Source organism: Leisingera sp. SS27 (assembly GCF_028368855.1).
GTDB lineage: Bacteria > Pseudomonadota > Alphaproteobacteria > Rhodobacterales > Rhodobacteraceae > Leisingera.
Genome location: NZ_JAQNCY010000007.1, coordinates 190,159 through 214,103 on the forward strand (window position 1 = coordinate 190,159; position 23,945 = coordinate 214,103).

A 23,945-nucleotide genomic window follows, 5' to 3' on the forward strand; every position below is an offset into this window, starting at 1 on the left:
CATGAGCGAGTTCTCCAGCCATCACCCGCAGCTGATCCTGCCGGCCGCAGTTCGCCGCCCGGTTCCCGTCTTGCCGGACTGGTTCCTGCGGCGGCAGCACAGCACCACAGACGCCGCAGGCCCCTGCGTGCTGCTGGCAGAAAGCGACGGGGAAAATTTCGAGGATTTGCTGGCCGCCTGGTGCCTGAATCTGGGGCGCCGGTCCGGTGTCCGGGCGGTTGTCCTTGATGATCAGCGCGACCCCGGTATCTGCGCCCGGACCCTTGAGGGGGTTTTTGCCGGTGGCTTGCGCCCGGATGCGGCCATCGGCCATTTCTCCTCACCGGTCGCGCGGCGGGCGGCACAATGCTATGCCGCGCAGGGGGTGCCGTTCTTTGCCCCGGGATCCTCTGCCGATGATCTGGCGCAGGGCGCGCGCGCACCGGTGTTTCAGGCCTTCGCCCGCGACAGCGGCCAGATTGCTGTGCTGTGCAGCGCGCTCAGAGGGGCGGGGCAGGCGGTGGTGCTGGGTCAGCCGGGGAATGCGGGTGCGGCCTTGCTGGACGCCTTGCAGGCAGCGAGGCCGTGCGCGCTGTCCGGTTACAGCGGCATTGACCAGGTGCCCGCCGGTCAGGTCACTGGAAATCCGCTGGTGCTGCTGGGGTCCAAGGAATACGCCGCCGAGGCGCTGGCATCCCTGACCGGGCAAGCGTTGCCCGCAGCCGTCTACCTGTCCGATGACAGCCTGAATGCTGTTGCGGTCCGGCAGCAGGCGGCGCGGCTGGGATGCCCGGTGTTTGTTGCGGCGCTGTGCCGGCCCCGGCAGCAGACCTGCCTTCTGGGGTTTTCGGCCGGCAGTATCGAACATGACGCGGCGCGTTTGCTGGGCCGGCAGCCGGGTCCCTATTTCCTGACGGCCTGGATGGCGGTCTATCTTGCGCTCAGAGGGCTGCAGAAGGGATGCCGGACCCCTGCGCAGATGCTGCACAGCCTGCAGGGGCGGAGCTGGCAGACAGTGTATGGCCCGCTGGTATTTGATGATTGCGGGCGGGCTGAAGGGTTTTCCTGGGAGTTGAGGAGGGTGGAATGAGCCTTGCAACAGATGCGGTGCGGCTGCGGCCAGAGGATATGCGCAACAGCATTCCCGGGCCGGGCGGCGAGCGGTTTCATATCGGGCTTCTGCGCGGAGAATTGCAGGTTGAGCTGTATGTGCCGCAGGGGGAAGACCTGCAGCAGCCGCACAGCCGGGATGAATGCTATGTGGTAATCCGCGGATCCGGCCGGTTTCAGATGGGGGAGGACATCGTGCCCTTCGAGGCGGGCGATTTCCTGTTTGTTCCGGCAGGCATGGAGCACCGGTTTCTCGACTTTGGCAGCAGTCTGGAAACCTGGGTGATCTTTTACGGGCCGGAAGGCGGAGAGCAGCTTGCCTGACAGCCAGCCGCATATTCTGGTCGCAGGGGCGGGCATAAACGGGCTGATGGCGGCCTACTGCCTGAACCGGGCCGGGGCCCGGGTGACCGTCTGCGAGGCCGGGCCGGTGCCCAATCCTGGCAGCGCCTCGCATGGGGCACACCGGCTGATCCATCCCTGGCCGCCCGCCGGACGGCCGCAGGAGGCCGCTGCTGCCGCGCAGGCGCTGCCATTGTGGCGGACAATTCTGCAGGACACCGGATGCAGCGGTTTTGTGCAAACCGGCGTTCTGGTGGCGGCGCCGGAGGCTGTTGATCCCGTCCCCGGGCAGCAGCCGGTGCGGCTGCCGCCTGCCCGGGCCGATGCCTTGCTGGCAGGCGCGGCGGATATGCCCGGGGCGGTGTTCTTTGCTGAATCCGGGGTGCTGCTGGCGGATAAGATCCTGATGGCGCTGTGTGCCGCCCTGACGGGACGCGGCGTGAGGTTCCTGCCGGAGGCGCCGCTGCGCGGCCTGGACACGGAATCAGGCACGGCTGAGATCGCGGGCCGGGCGCCGCAGCGCTTTGACGGGATCATCTGCGCCCTGGGCTGGAAAGCACGGCAGCTGGCGCAGATTGCCGGGGCAGGGGAGATCCTGGCGCAATTCAGCCCCCGCCGCAGCTATGTCGTGTATCTGCCCGAGGCAGAGCTGCCGGAAGCCAAGCGCCCGCGCACGGCCTGGACCGGATTCCTGGGCCAGGATCTGTGGGGCATGCCGGCGCTTGGCAGTTATGACGCCAAGTTCGGTTGCGGCCTGCTGACGCACAGCGCTGATGAGCAGCTGCTGCCGGATGACGAAGTCCGCAGCAAGGCGGCCGCCGCCTACAGCTGTGCTGATCCGGCCTACCGGGCGCTGCTCAGGGGGCGGGTGGCATCAAACGTCTGGGCCAGGTTCCCGTTTCCCGGCATGGTGCAGCAGCGCGGGCTCTGCACCGTGATAACCTCGGATTCCGGCGGCGGCTTCAAGACCGCTCCGCTGGCCGGGCAGGCCGCCTGCGACGCCGTCCTTGCGGCGGTTTGAGGCGGGCGGGGCCCGAAAACACAAAAGGAACAGAAGACATGACAGCAATAGATCTGGAACTGCGCCCGCTGCGGGAAAGCGACCGGGCGGAATGGGCGCGGCTTTGGACCGGATATCTGGCGTTTTATGAGACGGAGCTTGCCAAGGGCATCTATGACGGGACCTTTGCGCGGCTTATGTCGCGGGACGCGTGGGAGCCTTCGGCGCTGGTGCTGGCAGGCGCTGGAGACGGGGAGGGTCCGCAGCCGCTCGCTGGGCTGGTGCATTTCCTGTATCACGCCCATTGCTGGAAACCGTCGCCGGTTTGCTACTTGCAGGATCTTTACGTGGATCCGGAAGCGCGGGGGCAGGGGCTGGGGCGGCGGCTCATCGAGGGGGTCTATGCGGCGGCGGATGCGGCTGGTGCCAGCGGCACCTACTGGATGACGCAGCATTTCAACAGCCAGGCCAGGCAGCTCTATGACCGTATCGGCGTGGAAACCCCCTTCATCAAATACCAGCGCCCGTGATCTGTTCACCGGAACCGGGCGCGCAGTGGCGCAGCCCCCGGTTCCGGCTGCGGGTCATGTGTCTGCGGCGACTTCATCCAGATGCCACAGCTTGGCGACGATGCGCCATTCGGAGCTGTCATGGGCAAACATCAGATGGTCGGAGAACCGGTTGTTATGGATCCTGACCCGCACTTTCACCGTTGCGGCGGCGTCTGACAGCATATCCACGAACAGGATTTCGTCCTCCCGCGGGGCGTTCAGGGCCGCTGGCGGCGACCGGCGCAGGATGGTGTCGCGGTAGCAGCTGATCGGGTCCGTGAAGATGCGTCCGTCATCGGCATCAAACAGGCTGGCGGCAGGGTGAAAGACCCGCTGCAGCAGATCGGTGTCGCAAAAGTAGAGAGCATCGAAATACCGGGTGACAGCCTGGGTAAGACCGGCAGGGGCATGGGTGGCATCCAAGGCCATGGCAAAGTTCCTGTGAGTTTAGTGTTGCACGAGAGAAGAGGTGTTCGACACCGCCTGGCGCTGTTTGAAGCTGGCGAAGGCAACCACAGCTGCAAAGCCCAGCAGAACCGCTGCGATCATCGCCCAGCCGACTGAGGCGATCATCAGGCCGGAGCCGAAGGAGGCGATGGCCGCGCCAAGCGCGATGCCAGTATCGTTGATGCCCTGAAACAGGGATTTTTCGTTGTCCAGAAGCTCAGAGTTCAGCAGCGTTGTTGCGCCGACGAACCCGAAGTTCCATCCCAGCCCCAGCAGGATCAGGGACACGTAGAAATGCACCAGATCAATCCCGGCGAGGGCGGTCAGGCCGGACAGGGCCAGCAGGACAGCACCTGTTGCGACGATCTTGTTGGCGCCGAACCGGGTGATCAGCGAGCCGGTGAAAAAGCTGGGGGCGAACATCGCGACCACGTGCCAGCGGATGACATCGCCGGCCTGCACATCGCTGAACCCGCAGCCGACCATTGCCAGCGGTGTTGGGGTCATCAGCAGCATCATGCCGGCAAAGCTGCCGACCCCGCACAGCATTGCCCACAGCAGCCGCGGCCGGTTCCAGAGCGGCGCGGTTTGACCGCGGGATGTGTCCTTGGCGGCCTTGGGCTGCGGCGGTGCGAAGCGGGCAGCCGCTATTGGCAGCATGCCGGCCAGGGCGATGGCCGAGACCGCCAGATAGGCACCCGCCAGCGGGACCGGGGCCAGCGCATCCTTGAACAGGCGGAAAACTTCGGGTGCCAGCAGCGCGGCGACCAGCCCCGAGCCAAGAGTCAGAGAAATCGCCTTGGCCTGCTGCGGGGCGTCAACCAGTTCCGCAGCGGCAAAGCGGAACAGCCCGAAGCTGACCACCGCCGCGCCAAGCAGCGCGTGGGCAAGACACAGCAGCACAAACAGCCCGTGGATCAGGCTGTAGGCCGCAAGCGCCCCGCCCAGCACCGCAAACAGCGCGGCCAGCAGGAACCCTGCCTTGCGCCCGCGTGCGCCCATCAGGATGGACATCGGCGTGGCCGTGAACAGCCCGGCCAGAAGCTGGACCGACACGGGCAGCGTAGCCAGGCCTTCGCCCGGCGACAGCTGCAGGCCTGCCAGCCCGCCGAGAATGATGAGCATCGGCATCGGAATTGTCAGAACTGTCGCGCCAAGCAGCACGAGCAGGAAGTTTGGGCTTTTGATCAGCAGCATGGGTCCATCCACAGAAATAGTTGCAGAGGAGATACAGCTTTCAGTGCCGGATTTTATGTCAACGGCACCGCAATTTCGGCCAGACCGCGGGCCGCTGGCGCCAGCGGAAAGCTGCAACCTGAGCGGATTTTTGAAAATTTCCCTCTACTGATGGTAAAGTTGTGCTATCGCGCCGCAAATGCGACGTTACGCAGCGTCACAAATTGCTATGAGAGTTCAAGGAATGCCGAAAGGGGGCAAGCGGATGGCGGCTCAGGAACGCAGGAAGATCAAAGTTGTCATGTTCTCCGATTCCCAGGTGCTGGACATATCCGGCCCGGTGACGGTTTTTGAGGGCGCAAACAAACTGCTGCCGCCGGAGCTGGGGTATGACGTTTCGCTGATCTCGCCGGGAGGCGGGCCGGTTGCGACAAACGGCTGTATCTCGATTCAGGCGCATGGCAGCGTCGAGGCCGAGGATTTGCAAGGGGTGGACACGCTGCTGATTCCGGGCGGCAGCAAGGGCACGCCGCAGGCGATGCGGGATCCGGCCTTGCGGCGGCTGGTTCAGCGCGCCGATGGCAAGAAGATCCGCATCATGTCCATATGCACCGGGGCTTTTGTGCTGGCGGAGGCGGGTATCCTGGACAACCGCAAATGCACGACGCATTGGGCTGAAATCGGCAATTTCCGGCGCCTGTTTCCCGGGATCACTGTGCTGACCGACGTGATCTACCACACCGAAGACAATATATGGACCTCGGCCGGGGTGGCCACCGGGATTGATATGGCGCTGGCCGTTGTTGCCGAGGACTTCGGGTCGGACATTTCCCAGCAGGTGGCCCGGAACCTCGTTCTTTACATGGCGCGGCCGGGCCATCTGGAGCAGATCTCGGAGTTCCTGCGCAATGTGCCCACACTGGAGGAAAAGCTCAACGAGCTGGTGATGTACATCAGGACCAATCCTGCGGCCAATCATGACGTGAACCGCATGGCGGAGCGCTGCAATATGAGCACCCGCAGCTTCACCCGGAAGTTCAAGACCGCCCTGGGCAAGACACCCGCGGCGATGGTGCGCGAAATCAGGGCTGCCCGTGCCGGGTTCTACATGAAGAACACGGATTACAGCCAGAAGCGGATTGCAGCGCTGGCGGGCTTTTCTTCGGTCGATGTCATGCGCCAATGCATGAAGGCAGCGCAGAAGGACGAGGCGGAGGCCGGCGCTGGCTGAAAAATGCGGCAGCTGTTACGCTGCCGCCAGTTGGTCCGGAATTGGCCTGCCTGTGACGGCGGGCCAGGGGGGATCATTTCCAAAGCTAATGCGCTGCATGGGCAATGGCGGCCAAAGATGCTGTCAGAACGGCCAATGCAGGAGACCTGCAGCCCGCGGGCCGGGAGAGTCCCTTTCTCTGCCGCGAAAGGTGCTAATCCTTTAGTTGATTAATTGGTTAATTAATCTTCCAAAAAGTGTCTTAAACTATCGTGAACTTGGCCGGAATCCCCAAAAACTCCTGCCTAGGAAAGCGGAGGGTTTATCACGTTTTTGCGATTTTGGAGTGCAGGGGAAATGATCGGAAACAGGGTAATGGAATCAAATGTGCGCAGCTACAGCAGGGCGTTCGGGAGTACATTTGACCAAGCGTCAGGCGCGGAGATGTTCGATGAAACCGGCGTCAGGCATCTGGATTTTCTCGCAGGCTGCGGGTCGCTGAATTACGGGCATAATCACCCGGTGCTCAAGGCTGCGCTGATGGATTATGTCGCCCGTGACGGGTTGTGCATGTCGCTGGATCTGAATTCTACCGCGCGGTCGGTGTTTCTTGAGCGGTTCGAGCGCATTGTTCTGGCGCCGCGGGGGCTGGATTATCTGGTGCAGTTTCCCGGCCCGACCGGGGCAAACTGCGTGGAGGCTGCAATCAAGCTGGCCCGCAAAGCAACCGGGCGCAGCAACGTCATCAGCTTTACCAACGGGTTTCACGGCTGTTCGCTGGGGGCGCTGTCGCTGACCGGCAGCAGCCATCACCGTGCCGGTTCTGCGGCCCTGCTGCAGCAGGTGAGCCGGATGCCCTATGAGGGCTATCTTGGGACCGGGTTTGATACGGCAGACTATATCGGCCGGATGCTGGACGACCCGAGCAGCGGAATTGATGCGCCTGCGGCCTTTGTGGTGGAGCTGGTGCAAGGCGAGGGCGGTTTGCAATCCGCATCCGCAGCCTGGGTCCGCCGCCTGCAGGAGATTGCGCGCAAGCACGGGGCGCTGCTGATTGTTGATGACATCCAGGCCGGATGCGGCAGGACCGGCACATTCTTCTCGTTCGAGCCGCTGGGCATCGTCCCCGATATGGTTTGCCTGGCCAAGGCGGTGTCCGGCTACGGGCTGCCGATGTCGCTGCTGCTGCTGAAGCCGGAGCTGGATTGCTGGGAGCCCGGCGAGCATAACGGCACCTTCCGGGGCAACAGCCATGCCTTTGTCACCGCCGCCGCCGCGCTGGAGCATTTCTGGGGCGATCCTGAATTCGTTCTGTCCCTGGCAGACCGCTGTACTGAAATGCAGCGCCACTGCGCACAGCTGGCTGAGAGCTTTGGCCTGCGTGTCAAAGGGCGCGGAATGATGATGGGGCTGGAATTCAGCGATGACAGCCAGGCAGCGGCCGTGCAGGCGGACTGTGTCCGCCGCGGCCTGATTATCGAACGCTGCGGGCCGCATGATGAGGTGCTGAAGTTCCTGCCGCCGCTTACCCTTGCACCGGAGCAGCTGGACGAAGGTTTTGCCATTGTGCGGCAGGCGCTGAGTGCAGTGCTGGGCGTAAGGGAATGTCCTTCCCAGCCCCATGTGCCGGACCTGGAGCCGGCATAACCCCCTTTCCGATTTTCAATCTTTATTCAACGCAAAGCAGGGTGTGCCTGTTTTGCCCAGACAGAAATGAGTCCTGAAATGGCAAAAACTTTTGATGTCGCCGGTATCGGCTTTGGCCCTGCAAATATCGCTTTGGCGGCGCTGTTTGATGAAGAAGGCCTGTATCCGAATGCAGTGTTCCTGGATAAGTCGGACAACCCTGTCTGGCAGCAGGAAATGCTGTTTGAAAATGCGCTCGACATTCATTCGAATATTCAGAACATCCCGCACCGGGATCTGGCCACGCTGCGGTCGCCGCGCAGCAAATACACGTTCATGAATTACCTGCACAGCACCGGTAAGCTGCTGAGCCATCTGAACATGGATCTGCTGATGCCGATGCGGCCTGACTTTGCCGCCTATGTCGGCTGGGTTGCGGAGCAGCTGTCCGGCAACTTGCAGACTGGATGCGGGGTGGAGCGGATCACCATGCTGGATGAGGCGCACCGGCATGTCTACCGGATCGACATGCAATCGGGTGATCCCGTTTTTGCCCGCCATGTGGTGGTGGGCACAGGCCGCGAGCCCTATATCCCGCCTGCGTTTGAGACGCTGACCGCCTCCGGCCGGGTGTTCCACCTGAACCGATACAACAGCGCGCATAAGGCGCTGCTGAACAAGGGCGCCCGCAAGTTTGCCGTTGTCGGCAGCAGTCAGAGCGCGGTGGAAATCCTGCTGCATCTGTCCAAACACGAGCCGCGTCTGGAACTGCACAGCTTCATGCGCCGCTTTGCCTTCCCGCTGAAGGACACCAATCCGTTCATGAGCGAGATCTACTTCCCGTCCTTCACCGACATGTATTTCGAGGCCGGCAAGGACCTGAAGGGGCGGATCGACCGCGATGTCCACCGCACCAACTACGGCGCCTGCGACATGGATGTGCTCGAGGAGCTGTACCGCCAGCTGTACTATGACCGGATGCATGGGGTGAACCGGATCACCATCAACAGGCTGACCGATATTCTTGCGGCGGAAGAGAGTGCGGATGGCGTCCGTCTGACGGTGCGCGACGGGGAGAGCGGCGAAACCCGCAGCGAGAGTTTTGACGGCGTGATCCTGGCAACCGGGTTCCGCAATATCGGCAGCGACAGCAGATCGGTGCAGGTTCCGGGCATTCTGGAAGGGGTGCAGGACCAGCTGGCACTGGACGAAGAGGGCTGCGTTCAGGTGGACCGGTCCTACCGCGCGCAGCTGCAGCCCGGGTATGCCGGCGCCGGCGCGCTGGTTCTGAACGGGTTGTGCGAGGCGACCCATGGCATGGGTGATGCGGGGTCCCTGTCGCTGCTGGCGCCGAGGGCGCAGACCATCGCCAATGCGCTGCTGCAGCAGGATCTTGATGCGGATGCCGGCCTGGCCAGCGGCGTTGCGGCCCAATAGGCGGAAAGGTCTGTTTCCATGCGTTTTGACACAATCGCGGTGCGCGGCGGCTATGGCGAGCCGTCGGCACTGGCAAACGAAGGCGCGATCTGCGAGCCGGCCTATCTGTCGCCTGCCCAGCATTTCGCCTCTTCCGAACACATGCGGCAGGCGCTGAGCGGGGAGGCGGACGGCTGGGTCTATACCCGGATCGACAATCCGACCGTGCGCCAGCTGGAGACCACAATTGCGGCGCTTGAGGCCTATGGCGGCGGGTTCACCGCCACCGCCACGGTGTTTTCCTCCGGTATGGCGGCGCTGTTCATGGCGGCCACCGCGCTGGTGGCCGATGACCCGGCCCGGACCAAGGCGAACATCGTGCTGCCCGCGGCCTGTTATGGCGGCAGCTTCATGCTGTTCCGGGAACGGTTCCAGCAGGACCGCGGGATCGAGCTGCGCTGGATCCAGGACACGCTGGATCTTGGCGAATGGGAGCGTGCGGTCGACGGCAACACCCGGTTCGCGCTGTGCGAGGTGCCGTGCAACCCGCTGCTGCGGATGACCGATATCCCTGCGCTGGCCCGTATCACTGCGGCCCAGGGCGTGCCGCTGATGGTGGATGCCACCCTGTCCAGCCCGGCGGTGATGCGGCCGCTGGTCCTGGGGGCCGATATCGTGGTGCATTCGGTCAGCAAGTCCATGTCGGCGAGCGGGCTGAGCATTGCCGGTGCCGTGGTGTCGCGGCCCGGTATCTGCTGCCCGCACCCGCGGCAGGAGATGCGCGGCGATTTTGCCGGGTTCCTCAAGCGCGGCCCGCAGCGTGACACCGGTGTCATCCTCAGCCCGTTCAATGCCCTGCAAAGCCTTGCGGATCTTCGCAGCCTGCGCAGCCGGATGCAGATCATGGGGCGTTCGGCCAAGCGGCTGGCAGAGGTTCTGGCCGCGCATCCGGCGGTCGCAGAGACCTTCTATCCCGGACTGCCGGGCATGCCCGACCATGAGATTGCCCGGCGTGACATGGTGCTGGTGGACAGCGACCTGGAGCCGGGCGGGCAGGAGAATTGCTTTGGGTACCTGATGTCGGTGCGGATGCGCGGTGGTATCCCGGCAGCCCGGGCCTTTCTTGACGGGCTGCAGATCTTCTGGCGTGCAAATGATCTGGGACGCATCAAGAGCACTGCAACCATCCCCTCGATTTCGACTCATTCGCAGCTCAGCGAAGCCGAGAAGAAGCTGGGCGGCATCCCGGGCGATCTGGTTCGTCTCAGCGTCGGCTGCGAGCATGAGGACGATATCGTTGCTGATGCCGTCCAGGCGCTGGACCGTGTCCGCAAGGTGGCGGCATGACAGCGGATGTCTATGTTTCCGGCGTGAGCGCCTGGCTGCCGGACACCGTTTGCACGGTGGAGGAGGCCGTTTCGCAAGGCCGTTATGACGCAGACCGGGCGGCAACGGATGGATTCACCTCGGTCTGCATCGAAAAGCATCTGAGCCCGCCGGAAATGGCGCTGCGGGCGGCGCGGCCGCTGCTGCGGCCCGAGGACGCAAGCGCCATCAATTCGCTGTATCTTTGCAGCATCCACCGGCATGGCCACAAGCTGCTGTGGCCGCCGGCAAGCTATCTGCACCGGGTGCTGGAGCTGGACAGCCGCACCCGTGTCATGTCGCTGAACCAGGGGTGCAATGGCGGCTTCACCGCGGTCTCTCTGGCCTATGACCTGATCCGTGCCGGGCTGCCGGGCGATCAGCTGGTTGTTGGCGCGGACCGGTTTTCGGGTTCGGCGTTTGACCGGTTCAACTCGGATTTGGGGACGCTCTACGGCGATGCGGCGTTTGCGCTGCGGCTGAGTGCGGCCCCCGGCGCCTACCGCATTGCCTGCCTCGAGCTGGAGTCGGAACCGGCGCTTGAACCGATGTACCGGGCCGTCACGCCAGAGCCGGAAGGGCCCGGTGATCACGATGTCAAGTCTGCCAAGAAGGCGTATCTGGAGGCGCATGGCCGGGAAGGGTTCAACGCGCTGTTCATCCCGGCATTGCAGCGTTTGCGCCGCAGGCTGCTGGACAGTGCAGACCTTGAAACGCGCCCGGCAGACTATGTCATCTACCCCAATGTCGGAGCCGGGTTAAGCGCCCGGCTGTACGCCGGCGCCTTTGCGGATCTGGCGCGGCAGGACATGTGGGGCTTCGGGCGCAGCATCGGGCATACGGGAACGGCTGACCAGTTTCTCGGCCTGTGGGAGCTAGGCCGGAGGCAAGCGCTTCGCAAGCATGACCGGGTGCTGATGATTGGCGCCGGAAACGGTCTTGGCCTTGCAGCCATGCTGCTGGAAAAGACCTAGGGCAAGGTCCCGCTTTCAGGCGGGGTGGAAGCGGTTCGCATACTCAGAGACGGCCAGCCAGCTAAAGCTTGGGTGGCCGTTTCGGCCGCGGGCAGGCTGCGTGCCTGCGCTTCGTTAGACAGGGCAGCGGTCCGGTGTCCACTCTGCCGTGCCAAAGAGATTCGGAACCCTTTGAAAGCCGTCCCCGGGTGTTCGGCTGCCGGACAGGAATGCGACAAACTGCAGTGCATTTGCGTCATGCTGATCCGCCGGTCAGGCTGGGAGGCCGGCGAGGCGATACTGGTTGCCCTTACGTTAATCAGCGCCCTGAAATGCCAATGAAACAAACATTCTGAAATTCCTATGCGGGCGCAATTCTGTTACCGTTCGAATTGCGTCTGAAGTGTTAACGTCTTGCCGGAAAAGGGTTTGATTGCCGGTTCTCCCGGCTGGCCGCCGTGCCGGCAGAGCGAAGATGCCCATTCCTTTTTAGGTCAAAAATTATGACCCTATTTTCGTGGTGAATAATGTATTTCGGATAGAAATTTGAGCGAATAGTCCGGCTTTCCTACCAAGTTTGGCCAAGTGCACAGGCGTGTGCAGAACTGGCAACTTGGACTGAAGGCTGAACCGCATGACAACGACTGACGAACTCCTCTACGCTGAAGCTGGTGAAGAAGCCGTACTGGCCGCGGAATACGATCACATTGCCGATGTCATGGCCGAAGTTCTGGCGGACCTCAATCTGGCAGTGTCGGAAAACGCAGCTGCGCTGCGGGAGATCCTGCGGTCCAGTTTCAGCAAGGTCGCAGGAGACCAGGCCGCGGAAGACACGCTGTTCAACAAGTTTGCCAATATCGATGACGACCTGATGCCGGAAGGGCTGGCGATCCTGCCGGAGCACAGCCTGGGCGGTGCGCATGCGGCTTATTCGGCAAACGCAGGCGGCACCATTGTGCTGACCTATGACGCCATCACCGGCGGCCGCGCCTATCTGAAGTATCTGCTGGCGGAAGAGCTGGGCCATCACTTTGATGCGCTTTTGGGGGATGGCGACAGCAGCGGTGACGAAGGGGCGAAATTCGCTGCTGCGCTTTATCCGGATATTGCTGAGGCGTTTGAAATCGATACTGCGGCGGAAGCGGCGGATGAGGATGCCGGCGTCTTTGAAATGGGCGGTGAAGGGTTTGATATCGAGTTCGCCGGCGCCGAAGGCACCAGCAGCGGCGCACTGAAAAAGAACAAGAGCAAGAGCCTGGCGGATGGCCTGAATGAAATCCGCAACGATCTGACAACACCGGGTGAGTTTGCGTGGCGCCTGCGCAGGGCCGCAAGCCAGGATGCGGCGGGCCTGCTGGATGTAAATGAAGGGGATGCAACGGCAGTTAATGCGGATGGGTTCGATTTCGTGAACCTGATCCGGCTGCGCAAGCCGGAGTCTTCCAGGATCGCCTTTCTCAAATCCGCGGCCCCGCTGGTTCAATCCGGCACCACCGGTACATCCGTTGATCCCGATGCGCGGCCCAGCCTGAAAACCAGCTTTCTGGGCGCTGCTAAGCGGGTCAAGGAAAGCGCCACCAGCACAGGATCGCTGGTGAAGAAGAAGGTGGGTAACCTGAAAACGCGGATCCTTGAGGCCCGCAGCGGTTCGACGGGGGACGAAGCACCGCTGGTGGAGGCCGAAGAAGGCGACATCGAGGACCTGGCAGGCCTGAAAAGCCGGATTGCCCAGTTCAACAGCAGCGATTCCCGCACCAGGCCTTTTGATTACTTCTTTGAAAAAGTTGTGAAGCCCAATCGTGATCCAGCACTTGGAGACCTGACTGAGGTGCAGAAGCTGGAGATCCTGAAGAAAATTCCGACAACGATGCCGGATGGTGTCGGGACTACCACTTTTGCCTTCCAGTCCGAGCGTAATCACGGGATTGGCGCCAAGGGAGTTGTCGGGGGCGGGTTCAAGGCCGGGGCCAGCGTAGATTCCGAAACCACTTCTGTCTTTACCATCACTGCCAAGGATGGCGTTTTTTCGGTGGATCTGGTGATTGCCAGCGGCCGGTCCTTCAAGCTGCGGGGCGACTATGGTGCAGGGGTCGATGTGGCCTATACGCAGCCGACACTGGATGTGAAGCTGATCAATTACCAGAAGACCGCCACCTGGTCCTCAGAGAACCTGGATCTGGGCGCAGTTCAGTATCTGATCGAGAAGCTGTACACCGGCACGCTGGACGCCATTGATTTCCAGACCTACACCCGCGAGATCAAGAAGAAGGGCGAGGTTGCGGCGGGCCTTTCCAGCGGGATCGCTGGTTCCACGGGGGCCGATTCGGAGAACGTTGGGGCCGCGGACGGGACCTCCAGCGGCTCGATCACGGTCACGACGCCGGGCAACAAGGAAGTCACCAAGGTCAATATCGACAAGCTGCTGCTGAACGACCCGGACGCAGTATCCAAGCGGGCGGCGCTGACTTCAGGCGGTGTCACCCTGGGCTGGACGCCTGTGTCCGGCGGCGCAGGTCTGCGGGCGGATGAGGCGCGGCCTGACAACGTTGCCGGCTCGGCGGCGCAAAGCTACGCCACCGAAGAGGCCCGGCTGGGCCAGGCGAAGATCGCCGAGGGGGGGCGGTTCGAGATCCCCTTCTCGCTGCACAAGAACACGATTGGCGGGATCGCCAAGGAACTGCTGGGGTTCAAGAACGGGCTGCAGAAACTGTTCGGCCGGGACGTCTTCAACGAATGGCGGGCGCAGGCGCGGCGGCTGTCCAGTGCGGCGGGCGAGGCCTTTGGCAACGACAAATCAAAAAAGTTCGTTGTGAGTTTCAAGATCCGCGATGATGCCGCTGAAGCGCTGTACAAGAAGCATATTGTGCGGGACAGCTCCGGACATCAGGTCGGGTTCGACAATACAGGGTTCCAGAAGGACGTTCAGAAGATCCTGAAAGACCCAACCAAGTCAAAGAACGCAAATCAGCTGACCTTTGATGTTTCGGTAAAATCGGAGCTCCCCGATATCGAGAAGGTGTCCGGCGGGTTTGTGGTCAAGGCAGGCGGTTCGGCTGGCTATACCGTAGGCCAGACGCTGGAAATCCAGAAGAACCTGACCTTTTACAAGGCGCCGCCGAGCCAGGCGGGGACCAGCCGCGTACGGGCCGGGGCGGGGGATGACCAGCTGTATCTGCTGGGTGATGACGGCAGCGATATCGAGCGCCTGCTGAGCTGGGATGCGCTGTCGGGCGAAGTGTCTGCCGGGTTTTCCCGGATGGTGGACAGCAAGGCGCCGGCGGGCCAGTTCGCAACAGAAGTCCGTCACGCACCGCAATCGCTCTATGTCGGGGTCGGTAAGGACGGCAAGCCTTGCGGCCAGTGCGTGGGGCTGTCGCTGGGCTATCTCTACAGCCTGTCGCAGTCCGACAGCGTCAAACAGAAATTCCTGGACGGCGTGTTCACCCATTCAAGGATCGTGGACAACAGCGGCAGTTCCATCCGCGAAGACGTGGAAAGCGTCGGGTTCCAGAGCCTGATCCGCCGCCTGAGTGCATTCGGCAATTCCGGAGATGCGGCGCAGTCAGTTCTGAACGGTCAGGGCAGCCTGACCCTGGATCAGGTGATGTCGCGGCTGCAGGCGTCCTCGGGGGATGCGTTTTATGAGCTGCATACTGGCAACCATGCCTTTGCCGTGGCCAAGAAGGTTTCCGGCGGCACGGCCAGCTATCATTTCTATGAGACCAATGCTGCCGAGGTGAAACTGTCCTCGGCGTCAGAGGCAGGAACAGCCGGGGCGCTGAAGTCGATCATCGAGAGCCATCTGCTGCAGAAAAGCAGCGGCGGGCACTGGGAAGGCAGCCTGGCGTCCTACTATGATACACAGAAGAATTCCGCAGGCAGCCTGGTGTTCGATGCCTATCAGTTCGACCCTGCAAAAGTGGCCGGGAAAGAGGCTTTCACCGATCTTGACGGTTTGCTCGAAGGCGACGGTTTCGTAACCGAGCGGCAGCGCCTGGCCAAACTTGGCGACGTCAGCCTGAACGGCAAAGCTGTTTCGGCTCTGGCGCTCTATGATGCGGGCACTTCGGTGCATGGGTTCAAAGTGTCCGGCAACGTGTTCAGCGAACTGTCGAGCGGCGGCGCGATGCTGTCTGATCTGCGCTTTGACGTGCGCGGTCTGGAGGGCGTTCTGTCCAGTGACCTGGCGGATGCGGAGAAGGTCAAGATCGCAGTGATCCTGAAGCAGCGGCTGGAGGCGGAAAGCGGCGATCTCTCCAAAGTGTTCAGCACCGGGTCGCTGGAGGAAAGCACAGTCGGGTCCACCAATCTGGCGCAGTCGCTGGCAGATGTGATCACCTCTAAGATCACCGGCGCCTATCAGGCCGCACCGGACTTCCATCAGGCGGTAGAGACCGCAACGGGCCAGAGCCGGAACCTGCGCAAGTCGCAGGAGCTGCAAGCGAAGTTCGGGTTGTCCATTGAGGACACTGCCTCGGTTCTGCGGGTTGCGGAACTGTCCAAGCAGCTGAACGGCTACAGCGAGCAGGATTTCCAGACACTCAGAAACAAGCACCGCGGTGCGTCTGACCTTCAGCTGCTGGAGATTGCGGCAACGGATCAGCTGCGCCGCAGCGTGCGCGGGCTGGATGACGGAACCGCGATTGTGGACATGGCGGATTGGACCCGGTCCGACGCGATGAGCTATCTCAACGACAAGGGCGTGTTCCGGGCCGGGCCTTATGCGGACCCTCTGGATGTGGCCGCGGTCCGCAAGATCGTCAACAGCGGCACCTACCGGGACCGGCTGGAGCTGGTCAGCGCACTGACCAAGATTGATCCTGAGCTGTACCGTGGGATCGAGGGCAAGCTGCGCCAGGACACGGATCTGGAAACCCAGAAGCTGGGCCAGTCGCTGCGCCGTAACTTCCGCCCGACACGGGCGCAGAAGGCGCTGAACGGGGCGAATATCAGCTTTACCACCCTGACGACATTGAACTCCGTACGTTCCGTAATCACCGATTGGAACAACCTGAACACCACCCAGAAAGCGCTGACGGTAACAGAGCTGGCGGGCGGCGTGGCGCTGCCGACGGTGGTCAGCAAGGGGATCAGCACCGGCTTCAAGCTGGCAGGCAAGGCGCTGGGAACCGTGGGCAAGGCGGTCAAGGCTGGGGCGCTTGACCTGGTTCTGGCACCGATCAGTCTGGCGTCCATCGGGCTGGAATGGAAAGATTTCTGGGACAACAACGGCGACACCGGAAGCATCGAATACAAGTCCCTGGTCTCCAGCACCGTGATCACCACGGTATCGCTGGCCGCCAGTGTCGCGCTGACCGGCGTCTCGATTGCGGCGGCAGTCTCGGCATCCGCTGCAGGCACGACGGTTGCGGCTGCTGCGGCAGCCGGGTCGCTGCTTGCCACCGTCGCCTCCTCTGCCGGCCCTATTGGCCTGGCCATCGGGGCCGCGGCATTCATCATCCAAGGCATCGTTCAAGGTGCGCTGCAGATTGAAGAATACGGCGATTATTTCGAAAACACCGCTGACAAGGTGCATCAGTTCTTTGCGGCCTGGGTCGGGGTGGAAACCCGCGGGTTCAAGGAAGCCAAGGCCCGCAAGCAGGGCGAGGAAGCGGCGGCCGACACCGAAACCAGCCTGCTGGATGGCTGGAATGAAACCAAGGCCTATCTGTCTGACATCTTTGCCAAGAGCGGCCACAAGGACCTGAATGTCCGGAACCGCAGCTTCAACGTGAACTATGGCATTGTCGATTATGACGGCGACAATGACGGCGACAAGGATGAGGTCGGCTATCTGCTGCAGCAGGAAGAGCCGGTTTACGGCAGCCTGGAGCGGATCACCACGCATCTGATCGCCACCGGCACCACGGTGTGGGCGGAGCTGGGCCGCAAGGCAGGCGAGTCGGTCACCGGCGACCTGAACAAGAAGAACCTGTTCAATCTGGACGACACCACCGAGCTGGCCCGGCTGACCGGCGGCAATCTGGCGGATGTCTACAACATGTCGTCAAAGGCTGAGGCAGGCCATCTGGACGGCGGCGCCGGAACCGACACGCTGATCTTGGATGCGGACGGGCATGTTGCAGCCATTGACCTGAGAGCAGGCACCGGACGGATCGTGCATCCGGACCCGATCGGCTTCAACTTGTCGAGCATTGAAAATATCTCGGTGGTGAATGCGCACAGTTTCACCAAAGTCTATGGCGATGATGGCGACAACCTGCTGGATGTGCGCGGCAGTGGCTTTGCGGCCGGCTATGAGGTGCATGGCGGCGGCGGCGCCAACACGATTGTCGTTAACAGCGGCATTATCATTCACAGCACCAGTGACGACACCTTCTTGTGGAGCAAGGGCGCATCAGGCCATATCTGGCTGGACAAGAACGACGGCCCGCAGGCGGCGCTGATCGAGCTGCCGGACAATTACGACCGCTATACGCTGGACACCTCGGCCAACGCGCTGGTGCTGCGCGGGCCGGACGGTAAGACCCTGCAAATCGGCGACATCTTTGAAAGCAACGGCGTGGTGCGCAAGAACAAGATCTTGCAGTTCCGCGACAAGAGCGGTGCCAATTTCTCGCTGACGCTGGAGAACGCCTATCGAGCTGACGGCAGCCGTGTGTACCCGGTATCGCTGGAGCGGGTGTCCAAGTCCTTTGTGTTCAGGAAGGAAGACGCCAAAGCTAATGAGATCACGCACCTTTTTGGTGATCAGGGTGTTTCGACCTACCGCTTTAACGAAGGCGCTGGCGACTTTACTTTGGCACCGCGCACGCAGCGGATGATGTCGGTCGTGCTGAATGTCGATCTGGACCAAGTGTTTTTCTCGCACATGGAAGACGGTCAACTGGCCCTTCTGTACTCTCCATTCGGTAACAAGATCGAAATTGGCATTCCAGACTACTATGCGCATGCAGGTCAGATTTCGATTTACGCCAACACGCCGGGTGCGGAAAACGCGGTTCCGGCGCTTCTTGAAATTCCTGCAGAAGGCAGTGGTTTCCTGTCAAAGGACAACGTTGCCGGAGGGACTGCAGAAGCTGAAGATGCTGTTGCAGGTTTGCGTGCGGTCACATCGGTCGCGGCAGGCGATACGGTCGAGCTGAGTTCTGCCGGAGAACAAGGCCGCTATGTCGCACAGGCGGATGCAGCCGCCGGGCTGGCGGTGTCAATCGCCGCGCTGTCGCAGCTGTCCTACTTGCGCATGGGGGATGACCTGCTGGTTTATGACGAGAGCCGGCTGGATCCCGCGCTGGGGCTGGAGGCGCAGCAGTCGCTGCTGATCGAAGGCTATTACGCCGCCTCAACGGCGCCGGGGCTGACGGTGAACGGGCAGTCCGTGACGGCGCAGGCCATTGCCGCGGATACAGAAAGCTATCTGGGCAGCAGCGGCGATGACCGGATGGTTGGGTCCGATTATGCCGAGATGGCAGGGGGAGCCGGTAGCGATACCTATGCCGTGGATCTGTCAGGCAGCAAATCCTATGTCATCGACAACACCGACGGCGCCCTGACCTATGACATGCTGCAACTGGACGGCGTTGCCTCCGGAGACATGCGCGACGTGGTGCTCACTCATCAGGATGGCGATCTGATCCTGTCCTATCAGAACAGCCAGGTCACGCTGAAGAACTTCAACCGGGAAACCGAAGCGCGGCACCTGCGGGTTCGCCTGGGTGTGGCAGGGTTCAACTACGGGCTGCCTGCACTGGTGGCCGGAGAAACCAATTTCTATGAGCTTGATGCCCGGCACCACCAGCGCATCCAGCTGATGGACAACGGCAAGCCGCATTTCTTTGATTTGCCGCTGGAGCCGCATTTCACCTTTGGCAGCAATCAGAGCTATGCCTATGTTGAACTGGACACGGATGTGGCCGCCTATACGAAAGAAGTGATCGGCCTGGACCTGAAGCTGACCTCTGCGGACGGTGCCCAGTCGCTCTACTTCAAGAACTACTACCTGGAGCCGGATCTGATCAGTTTTGCCTGGCGCAGCAGCGCCGCGGCAACGCATGGCGATACCTATAATCACGATGTGCAGCTTCCGGACGCAGACCCGCAGTATCAGACCTATCTGGATGCCGGCATCGCCCGCAAGGACGTGGTCCATTATGCCAATGCCGGCCTGACGGCAGCAGAGGCGCAAACGGTGGAGGCCTTCAACGCAGAGGATACTCTGGTCCAGGCGCCCAGGACCGCATCCGGCTGGCAGCAGCTGGAAGAGAAGGAATTTGCCTATCTGTCGCAGGAGGATAAGAGCCAGTTCGATACCAAGGTCACGATCTTCGACCAGACCAGCTGGGGGAGCAAGCCGGGCATCCGGATCGAGGTCAACCGCGAGGGCGACCTGGAATTGCACCTGCGCGAGTGGAGCGGCCACATCCGCCAGTTCCAGACATCGCCCGGCTCGCCGCATCTGAAGTCTTTCAATGCGGGGCAGATCCTTGTTGCCATGGATCCGGCCACCCGCCGTCTGCGGATTGCCCATGACACAGAAGGGATGCTGTTCCAGACAGAGCTGCCTTCCCTTGCGATGGAGGCGTTCCGCGCTGGATTGGAGCATACGCAGGCTGAGGAGTTTCACCCGGATTTCGACGGCACGATCTACTTTGGCGACACAGCGTATGAGCTGGCAGGCGACCGGTGGCCTTCGGGGGCCGGGTTCGAGTACCTGGATCAGTCGCTGACTGCTGCCGAAGCCAAGGTGCTGCTGCGCGGCCAGAAGCTGCAGGGTGACCTGAGCGGCGTGATTGACCAGCTGGTGGATGACTTCGGTTTCCAGACCAAGCCGGCGCTGGCCAACGCAATTGCCTATCTCAAGGCCGGGCTGGACGATGCCGAAGTGATCAAGCAGTTCAATGATGAGCTGCTGGGTCAGGGAACTTCTGACGTTCGCGATAAGGTCCGGCCGGAGGCATTCGATCTGGCCTTTGTCAACCAGTTGCGGGGCATCGGGGCCAGCGCGGAGTTTGTGCTGGCAGCAATTGATGCCGGATTGAATGCCATTCAGGGCGAGCAGTACCTGCGCGAAGGCGTGCTGCCGCAGGACGTGAAGACGGTCCGGGATCTGATCAACAGTTCAGTAACCAGCCAGGACGCGGCGCTGATCGAGAAAGCCCTGTTTATCGCAGGCTATCAGCGGTCGGCCGCCCGGGAAGTTGCGGCGGTGATGGCAGAGAAGGGCCTGAGCGATCATGCCCGCATCGACGCCTATTTCCGGATCGGCATCACCAGCGCGGATGCCATCAAGCGCTTCATTGATGCAGGCGTTTCGGCCGCGGATATCGTGTCTGGCGATGAAAATTTTGCCAAATACGAGTCCGGCGACCGCAGCGGGCTGATCCAGGTGTCAGTCAGCGACTCGCTGACGACCTTCTCGACAGTGCGCAGCTACTGGGCCAACCGGGATCTGGACGGCGGCAACATCAAGGCCGGCGAAATTCTGGAGAGCGAAGCGGCCAGTTCGCTGGCGGTGCCGCACTCCGGCACGGCGGACATCGGCGTGTCGGAAACGGACACCACCGCCTGGGGCAGCCGGTCCAACCCGTCCAACATCGTTGACGGCTGGCAGCTGAACCGGGATGCAACGGCCTGGACCACGGGTGAGGATGATGTTGCCATGAACGGCAATGCCTGGATCCGGTTCGACCTGGCGGACAAGGTCATCCTGACCAGCCTGACCATCGACAGCGACCTGTCCAGCAGGGCCTATGACGACGAGGAGCAGGCGGCTGCGGATGCCGCGATCAGCCTGCTGCGCAGCCAGAATGCGGCGGATCCGAAAAGCCAGTTCAAGATCCAGGCACTGGATCATACCGGCACCTGGCAGGATGTATCGGATGTCTATGACTGGGAGCCCGCAGGCAACAGCAGCGACACCGTGCAGATCCGGACCGGGGGCATTCCCTACAAGAGCTACCGTCTGGTGGGCGTCAGCGGCACCTTCAGCAAGGCCCGCTGGATCAAGGAGATCACTTTCACGGCCACCGGCATCACGGAGCATGTGTCCAATATGCTGGGGCAGGAAAACGTTTATCTGAGCGATCTGGCCTTCAGCTCCCAGACCAATGGCTGGGGTGCGGCGGAGCGGGACCGGTCGAATGGGGAAACCGGTTCCTCCGACGGCGGCCAGATCACCATCGGCGGCACAACCTATGCCAAGGGCGTGGGCGTGCATGCGGGCTCGGACATTGTGGTGGACATTCCAGAGGGAGCCCGACGGTTCATCTCCGATATCGGGGTTGATGACGAAGTCGGTGCCAACGGCTCTGTCACCTTCAAGGTCTACGGCGACAACCAGCTGCTGTTCGAAAGCGGCACCCTGACCGGAAATGATGGGGCAGGCAAAGTCGATGTGTCGGTTGCCGGCTATTCCCAGCTGCGGCTGGTGGTTGGCGACGCCGGCGACGGCAACGGTTCGGATCACGCGGATTGGGCCGGCGCCCGGTTTGTGCGGCCCGCCGAAGCGCCGCTGCCGCAGGCCCAGATCCACACCGTTTCAGACAGGCAGAAGACCGCCTTTGACTACTTCAACGGCAGCTTCGCCAGCCAACGGATTGGCGGCGCCGGCGAAGACTATTTTGTCGGGACGGATGCGGATGAATTCCTGTCCGGCGGAGACACGCGGGACTTTCTGTACGGCTATGGCGGTGACGATCTGATCCACGGCGGGGCAGGGCTGGACCACTTGGAAGGCGGGGATGGTTTCGACACCGCGAGCTATGACGGGGCAAGCTTTGCCATCCGGTTCGATCTCAACGGCGGCCAGACTGAGCAGTATTTTGCAGGTGGTGTCTGGAACGACGGTGATGACGTCACAGGCTTTGAAGGGGTCATCGGCAGCGGTTTCAATGACATTCTGACCGGCAACGGGGGCGCGAACTTCCTGCAAGGCGGCGCGGGTGCGGATACCATCCAGGGCGGCGGCGGCGATGATCTGATCCATGGCGGTGCGGGCCTGGATGTGCTGGACGGCGGCGCAGGCTATGACATCGCCAGCTACAAGGGAGCCGGATATGCTGTCTGGTTCGATCTGGGCGGCACCCAGTTCGAGCGCTACAACCTGAATGGCAGCTGGCTGGAAGGCGACGATGTGTCCAACTTCGAAGGCGTCGTCGGTTCCGCCCACAACGACCAGTTCTACGGGACCGCTGCCAGCAACTACCTGGACGGGCAGGATGGCAACGATCTGTTGCGGGGCCGTCAAGGCGACGACGAGCTGCGGGGCGGATTGGGCGATGACCGCTACATCTACAGCGCCGGCGATGGCCATGATGTTATCGCTGATGCCGGAGGCACCGACCGGATCATTTATGAAGACCTGAATGGCCGGTCCATCGGGATATCCAACCTGTGGTTCACCCGGGACGGCGAGGATCTGTACATCCTGAACAGCGAAGGCACACCGGAGGCCGGCGCGGCGGCCGAGGGCAGCCAGAAGGTCGAGGGCTACTTCAGCGAAGACGGAGCAGGCAAGATTGAGGAACTGGCAGCGGGCGGCAAAAGCCTGTCGAGCGCAAACATTGATCTGCTGGTTTCTCAGATGGCGGGGCACGCACGGTTTGACTACGGTGCGGCAACACAGTCGGGGGCAACGATCCAGGAAGAGATCACCCGCCTGTGGGTCACACCAACGGTGTAGCCGCGGTCCTGGCCAGACGAGAGCGGGCACCGGCGGTAAACCCGGTGCCCGCACATATCCCTCACAGCAGGTCCCCACCGCAGCAGTGCCTGGGCTTCCGTGGCGGCAGCTATTGGGAATTGTGATTAGTTGTTAAGCGGAGTAACCTTATGCTGGCACGTAACGATCCAAGAAGAACAGGATTGGCGTATATGAGCCAGGTCAGTCTCGACCTTTTGCGGACGTTCTATGAACTCGCGCAGCTTAAATCCTACACTGCGTGTTCAAAGAAGCTGAACCTGTCGCAGCCTGCGATCAGCAACCGTATCAAACGGCTGGAAGAAGCAGTGCGGTTTACGCTGTTCATTGACCGCAACCCGCATCAGGGCATGACAGAGCAAGCGCGGCAGCTTTACGGCATCACACAGCGGATTGTCGAAGAGCTGGGCAAGATTGAGAACCTTGTCGACAGCGAAACCTGCAGCCGGTCGCGGATTGGCGTTCTGCCGGCCATCGAGTTCTTTTTTGGTCCGGAAATGATCTGGAAACTGGATACGCCGGGCTCGGGGCGAAAGCTGGAGATCGTAACTGACAATGAAGATAATCTGCTGAAGAAAGTTGAGCTGGGGCAGATCGAAGTTGCCGTGGTTTGCAGCCGTCTGGGGGCGCCGCAGAACAGTGTTTTTTCCAAGCGCTGCAAATTGAGATGGATCGGCGGCCTGCAGTTTGACAAATCCACGCTGGCCGGAGATGCCGAAGTCCCCTTGGTGATCTGGCGCGGCAACGTCAGCCGCGGCCCGTCTGCGGACGAAATCCTGAGAAGCTGCAATCGGCGCTACCGGATCGTTTTTGAAACCTCATCGCTGACGTCCTACTTCGATGCGATCCGGCGCGGGTACGGTGTTGGCTTTACGGTGGAGAAGTTCTTGCGGGCGGACCGGAATCCTTATTCCGTCAAGCTGCTGGAAGAGCATCTGCCGGACCTTGGGAACATTGATTTCCACGTGGTTTGCAATCCGGACTCAGCGTCCTGTGTCCGTAAGCTGGCACAGCAGCTGGCATCCGTATTCGAGGGCGTGTGATGGGACCCGCGGTTTCCCGCGGGAGGGCGCAGGCCGCTGCTGGTTTGCGTTTGCCCAAGGCAGGCGGG

The 23,945-nt window shown here is 61.9% G+C and carries 13 protein-coding genes; 11 read left to right on the top strand and 2 right to left on the bottom strand.

What is annotated here, in order from left to right; genetic code table 11:
* Nucleotide 1: 1 nt before the first annotated feature.
* Genes N6L27_RS16035 through N6L27_RS16050 form a run of 4 tightly spaced genes read left to right on the top strand, consistent with a single transcriptional unit; the run spans nt 2 to nt 2,961 of the window.
* A complete protein-coding gene (locus N6L27_RS16035) occupies nt 2-1,069 on the top strand; it encodes an ABC transporter substrate-binding protein (protein ID WP_271908309.1) in 1,068 nt (355 codons plus the stop codon).
* Nucleotides 1,066-1,413 carry a cupin domain-containing protein gene (locus N6L27_RS16040; RefSeq protein WP_271908310.1) on the top strand — a complete coding sequence of 116 codons (348 nt, stop codon included), beginning with the start codon at nt 1,066-1,068 and terminating at the stop codon, nt 1,411-1,413. Before N6L27_RS16035 ends, N6L27_RS16040 begins: the two co-directional genes overlap by 4 nt.
* Nucleotides 1,406-2,452, top strand: a complete 1,047-nt coding sequence (locus tag N6L27_RS16045) for an FAD-dependent oxidoreductase (RefSeq protein WP_271908311.1) — start codon at nt 1,406-1,408, stop codon at nt 2,450-2,452. The genes N6L27_RS16040 and N6L27_RS16045 overlap by 8 nt, the downstream gene beginning before the upstream one ends.
* Before the next feature lie 38 nt (nt 2,453-2,490).
* Nucleotides 2,491-2,961 carry a GNAT family N-acetyltransferase gene (locus N6L27_RS16050; RefSeq protein WP_271908312.1) on the top strand — a complete coding sequence of 157 codons (471 nt, stop codon included), beginning with the start codon at nt 2,491-2,493 and terminating at the stop codon, nt 2,959-2,961.
* 54 nt (nt 2,962-3,015) lie between these two features.
* Here N6L27_RS16050 and N6L27_RS16055 read toward each other — a convergent pair whose 3' ends face one another.
* Together N6L27_RS16055 and N6L27_RS16060 are read right to left on the bottom strand one after the other, a co-directional pair.
* Nucleotides 3,016-3,411, bottom strand: coding sequence for a nuclear transport factor 2 family protein (locus tag N6L27_RS16055; RefSeq protein WP_271908313.1), 396 nt, complete (start codon nt 3,409-3,411; stop codon nt 3,016-3,018).
* An 18-nt stretch (nt 3,412-3,429) separates the two neighbouring features.
* Entirely contained in the window at nt 3,430-4,626 is a 1,197-nt protein-coding gene (locus tag N6L27_RS16060; protein ID WP_271908314.1) for an MFS transporter, read from the bottom strand.
* Between the two features lie 244 nt (nt 4,627-4,870).
* Here N6L27_RS16060 and N6L27_RS16065 point away from each other — a divergent pair, with 244 nt between their 5' ends.
* The 7 genes from N6L27_RS16065 (at nt 4,871) to N6L27_RS16095 (ending at nt 23,877) form a co-directional block, all read left to right on the top strand.
* Nucleotides 4,871-5,836, top strand: coding sequence for a GlxA family transcriptional regulator (locus N6L27_RS16065; RefSeq protein ID WP_271908315.1), 966 nt, complete (start codon nt 4,871-4,873; stop codon nt 5,834-5,836).
* A 354-nt stretch (nt 5,837-6,190) separates the two neighbouring features.
* Entirely contained in the window at nt 6,191-7,462 is a 1,272-nt protein-coding gene (ectB, locus tag N6L27_RS16070; protein WP_271908316.1) for a diaminobutyrate--2-oxoglutarate transaminase, read from the top strand.
* A gap of 78 nt (nt 7,463-7,540) precedes the next feature.
* Nucleotides 7,541-8,878 carry a lysine N(6)-hydroxylase/L-ornithine N(5)-oxygenase family protein gene (locus N6L27_RS16075; protein ID WP_271908317.1) on the top strand — a complete coding sequence of 446 codons (1,338 nt, stop codon included), beginning with the start codon at nt 7,541-7,543 and terminating at the stop codon, nt 8,876-8,878.
* An 18-nt stretch (nt 8,879-8,896) separates the two neighbouring features.
* Nucleotides 8,897-10,204 carry a trans-sulfuration enzyme family protein gene (locus N6L27_RS16080; protein WP_271908318.1) on the top strand — a complete coding sequence of 436 codons (1,308 nt, stop codon included), beginning with the start codon at nt 8,897-8,899 and terminating at the stop codon, nt 10,202-10,204.
* Complete coding sequence (locus tag N6L27_RS16085; protein ID WP_271908319.1) at nt 10,201-11,196, top strand: ketoacyl-ACP synthase III family protein; 996 nt, start codon at nt 10,201-10,203, stop codon at nt 11,194-11,196. The genes N6L27_RS16080 and N6L27_RS16085 overlap by 4 nt, the downstream gene beginning before the upstream one ends.
* A 613-nt stretch (nt 11,197-11,809) precedes the next feature.
* The gene (locus tag N6L27_RS16090) at nt 11,810-22,816 is read left to right on the top strand and encodes an NPCBM/NEW2 domain-containing protein (RefSeq protein WP_271908321.1); all 11,007 of its coding nucleotides are present in this window, start codon (nt 11,810-11,812) and stop codon (nt 22,814-22,816) included.
* Nucleotides 22,817-23,007: 191 nt separating this feature from the next.
* Nucleotides 23,008-23,877, top strand: a complete 870-nt coding sequence (locus N6L27_RS16095) for a LysR family transcriptional regulator (RefSeq protein WP_271908322.1) — start codon at nt 23,008-23,010, stop codon at nt 23,875-23,877.
* Nucleotides 23,878-23,945: the final 68 nt, after the last annotated feature.

Bases quoted from the DNA above. Each gene is read 5' to 3' on its own strand.
- N6L27_RS16035 (WP_271908309.1), top strand. From the start codon at position 2: ATGAGCGAGTTCTCCAGCCATCACCCGCAGCTGATCCTGCCGGCCGCA.
- N6L27_RS16040 (WP_271908310.1), top strand. From the start codon at position 1,066: ATGAGCCTTGCAACAGATGCGGTGCGGCTGCGGCCAGAGGATATGCGC.
- N6L27_RS16050 (WP_271908312.1), top strand. From the start codon at position 2,491: ATGACAGCAATAGATCTGGAACTGCGCCCGCTGCGGGAAAGCGACCGG.
- N6L27_RS16055 (WP_271908313.1), bottom strand. From the start codon at position 3,411: ATGGCCTTGGATGCCACCCATGCCCCTGCCGGTCTTACCCAGGCTGTC.
- N6L27_RS16060 (WP_271908314.1), bottom strand. From the start codon at position 4,626: ATGCTGCTGATCAAAAGCCCAAACTTCCTGCTCGTGCTGCTTGGCGCG.
- N6L27_RS16065 (WP_271908315.1), top strand. From the start codon at position 4,871: ATGGCGGCTCAGGAACGCAGGAAGATCAAAGTTGTCATGTTCTCCGAT.
- ectB (WP_271908316.1), top strand. From the start codon at position 6,191: ATGGAATCAAATGTGCGCAGCTACAGCAGGGCGTTCGGGAGTACATTT.
- N6L27_RS16075 (WP_271908317.1), top strand. From the start codon at position 7,541: ATGGCAAAAACTTTTGATGTCGCCGGTATCGGCTTTGGCCCTGCAAAT.
- N6L27_RS16080 (WP_271908318.1), top strand. From the start codon at position 8,897: ATGCGTTTTGACACAATCGCGGTGCGCGGCGGCTATGGCGAGCCGTCG.
- N6L27_RS16085 (WP_271908319.1), top strand. From the start codon at position 10,201: ATGACAGCGGATGTCTATGTTTCCGGCGTGAGCGCCTGGCTGCCGGAC.
- N6L27_RS16090 (WP_271908321.1), top strand. From the start codon at position 11,810: ATGACAACGACTGACGAACTCCTCTACGCTGAAGCTGGTGAAGAAGCC.
- N6L27_RS16095 (WP_271908322.1), top strand. From the start codon at position 23,008: ATGAGCCAGGTCAGTCTCGACCTTTTGCGGACGTTCTATGAACTCGCG.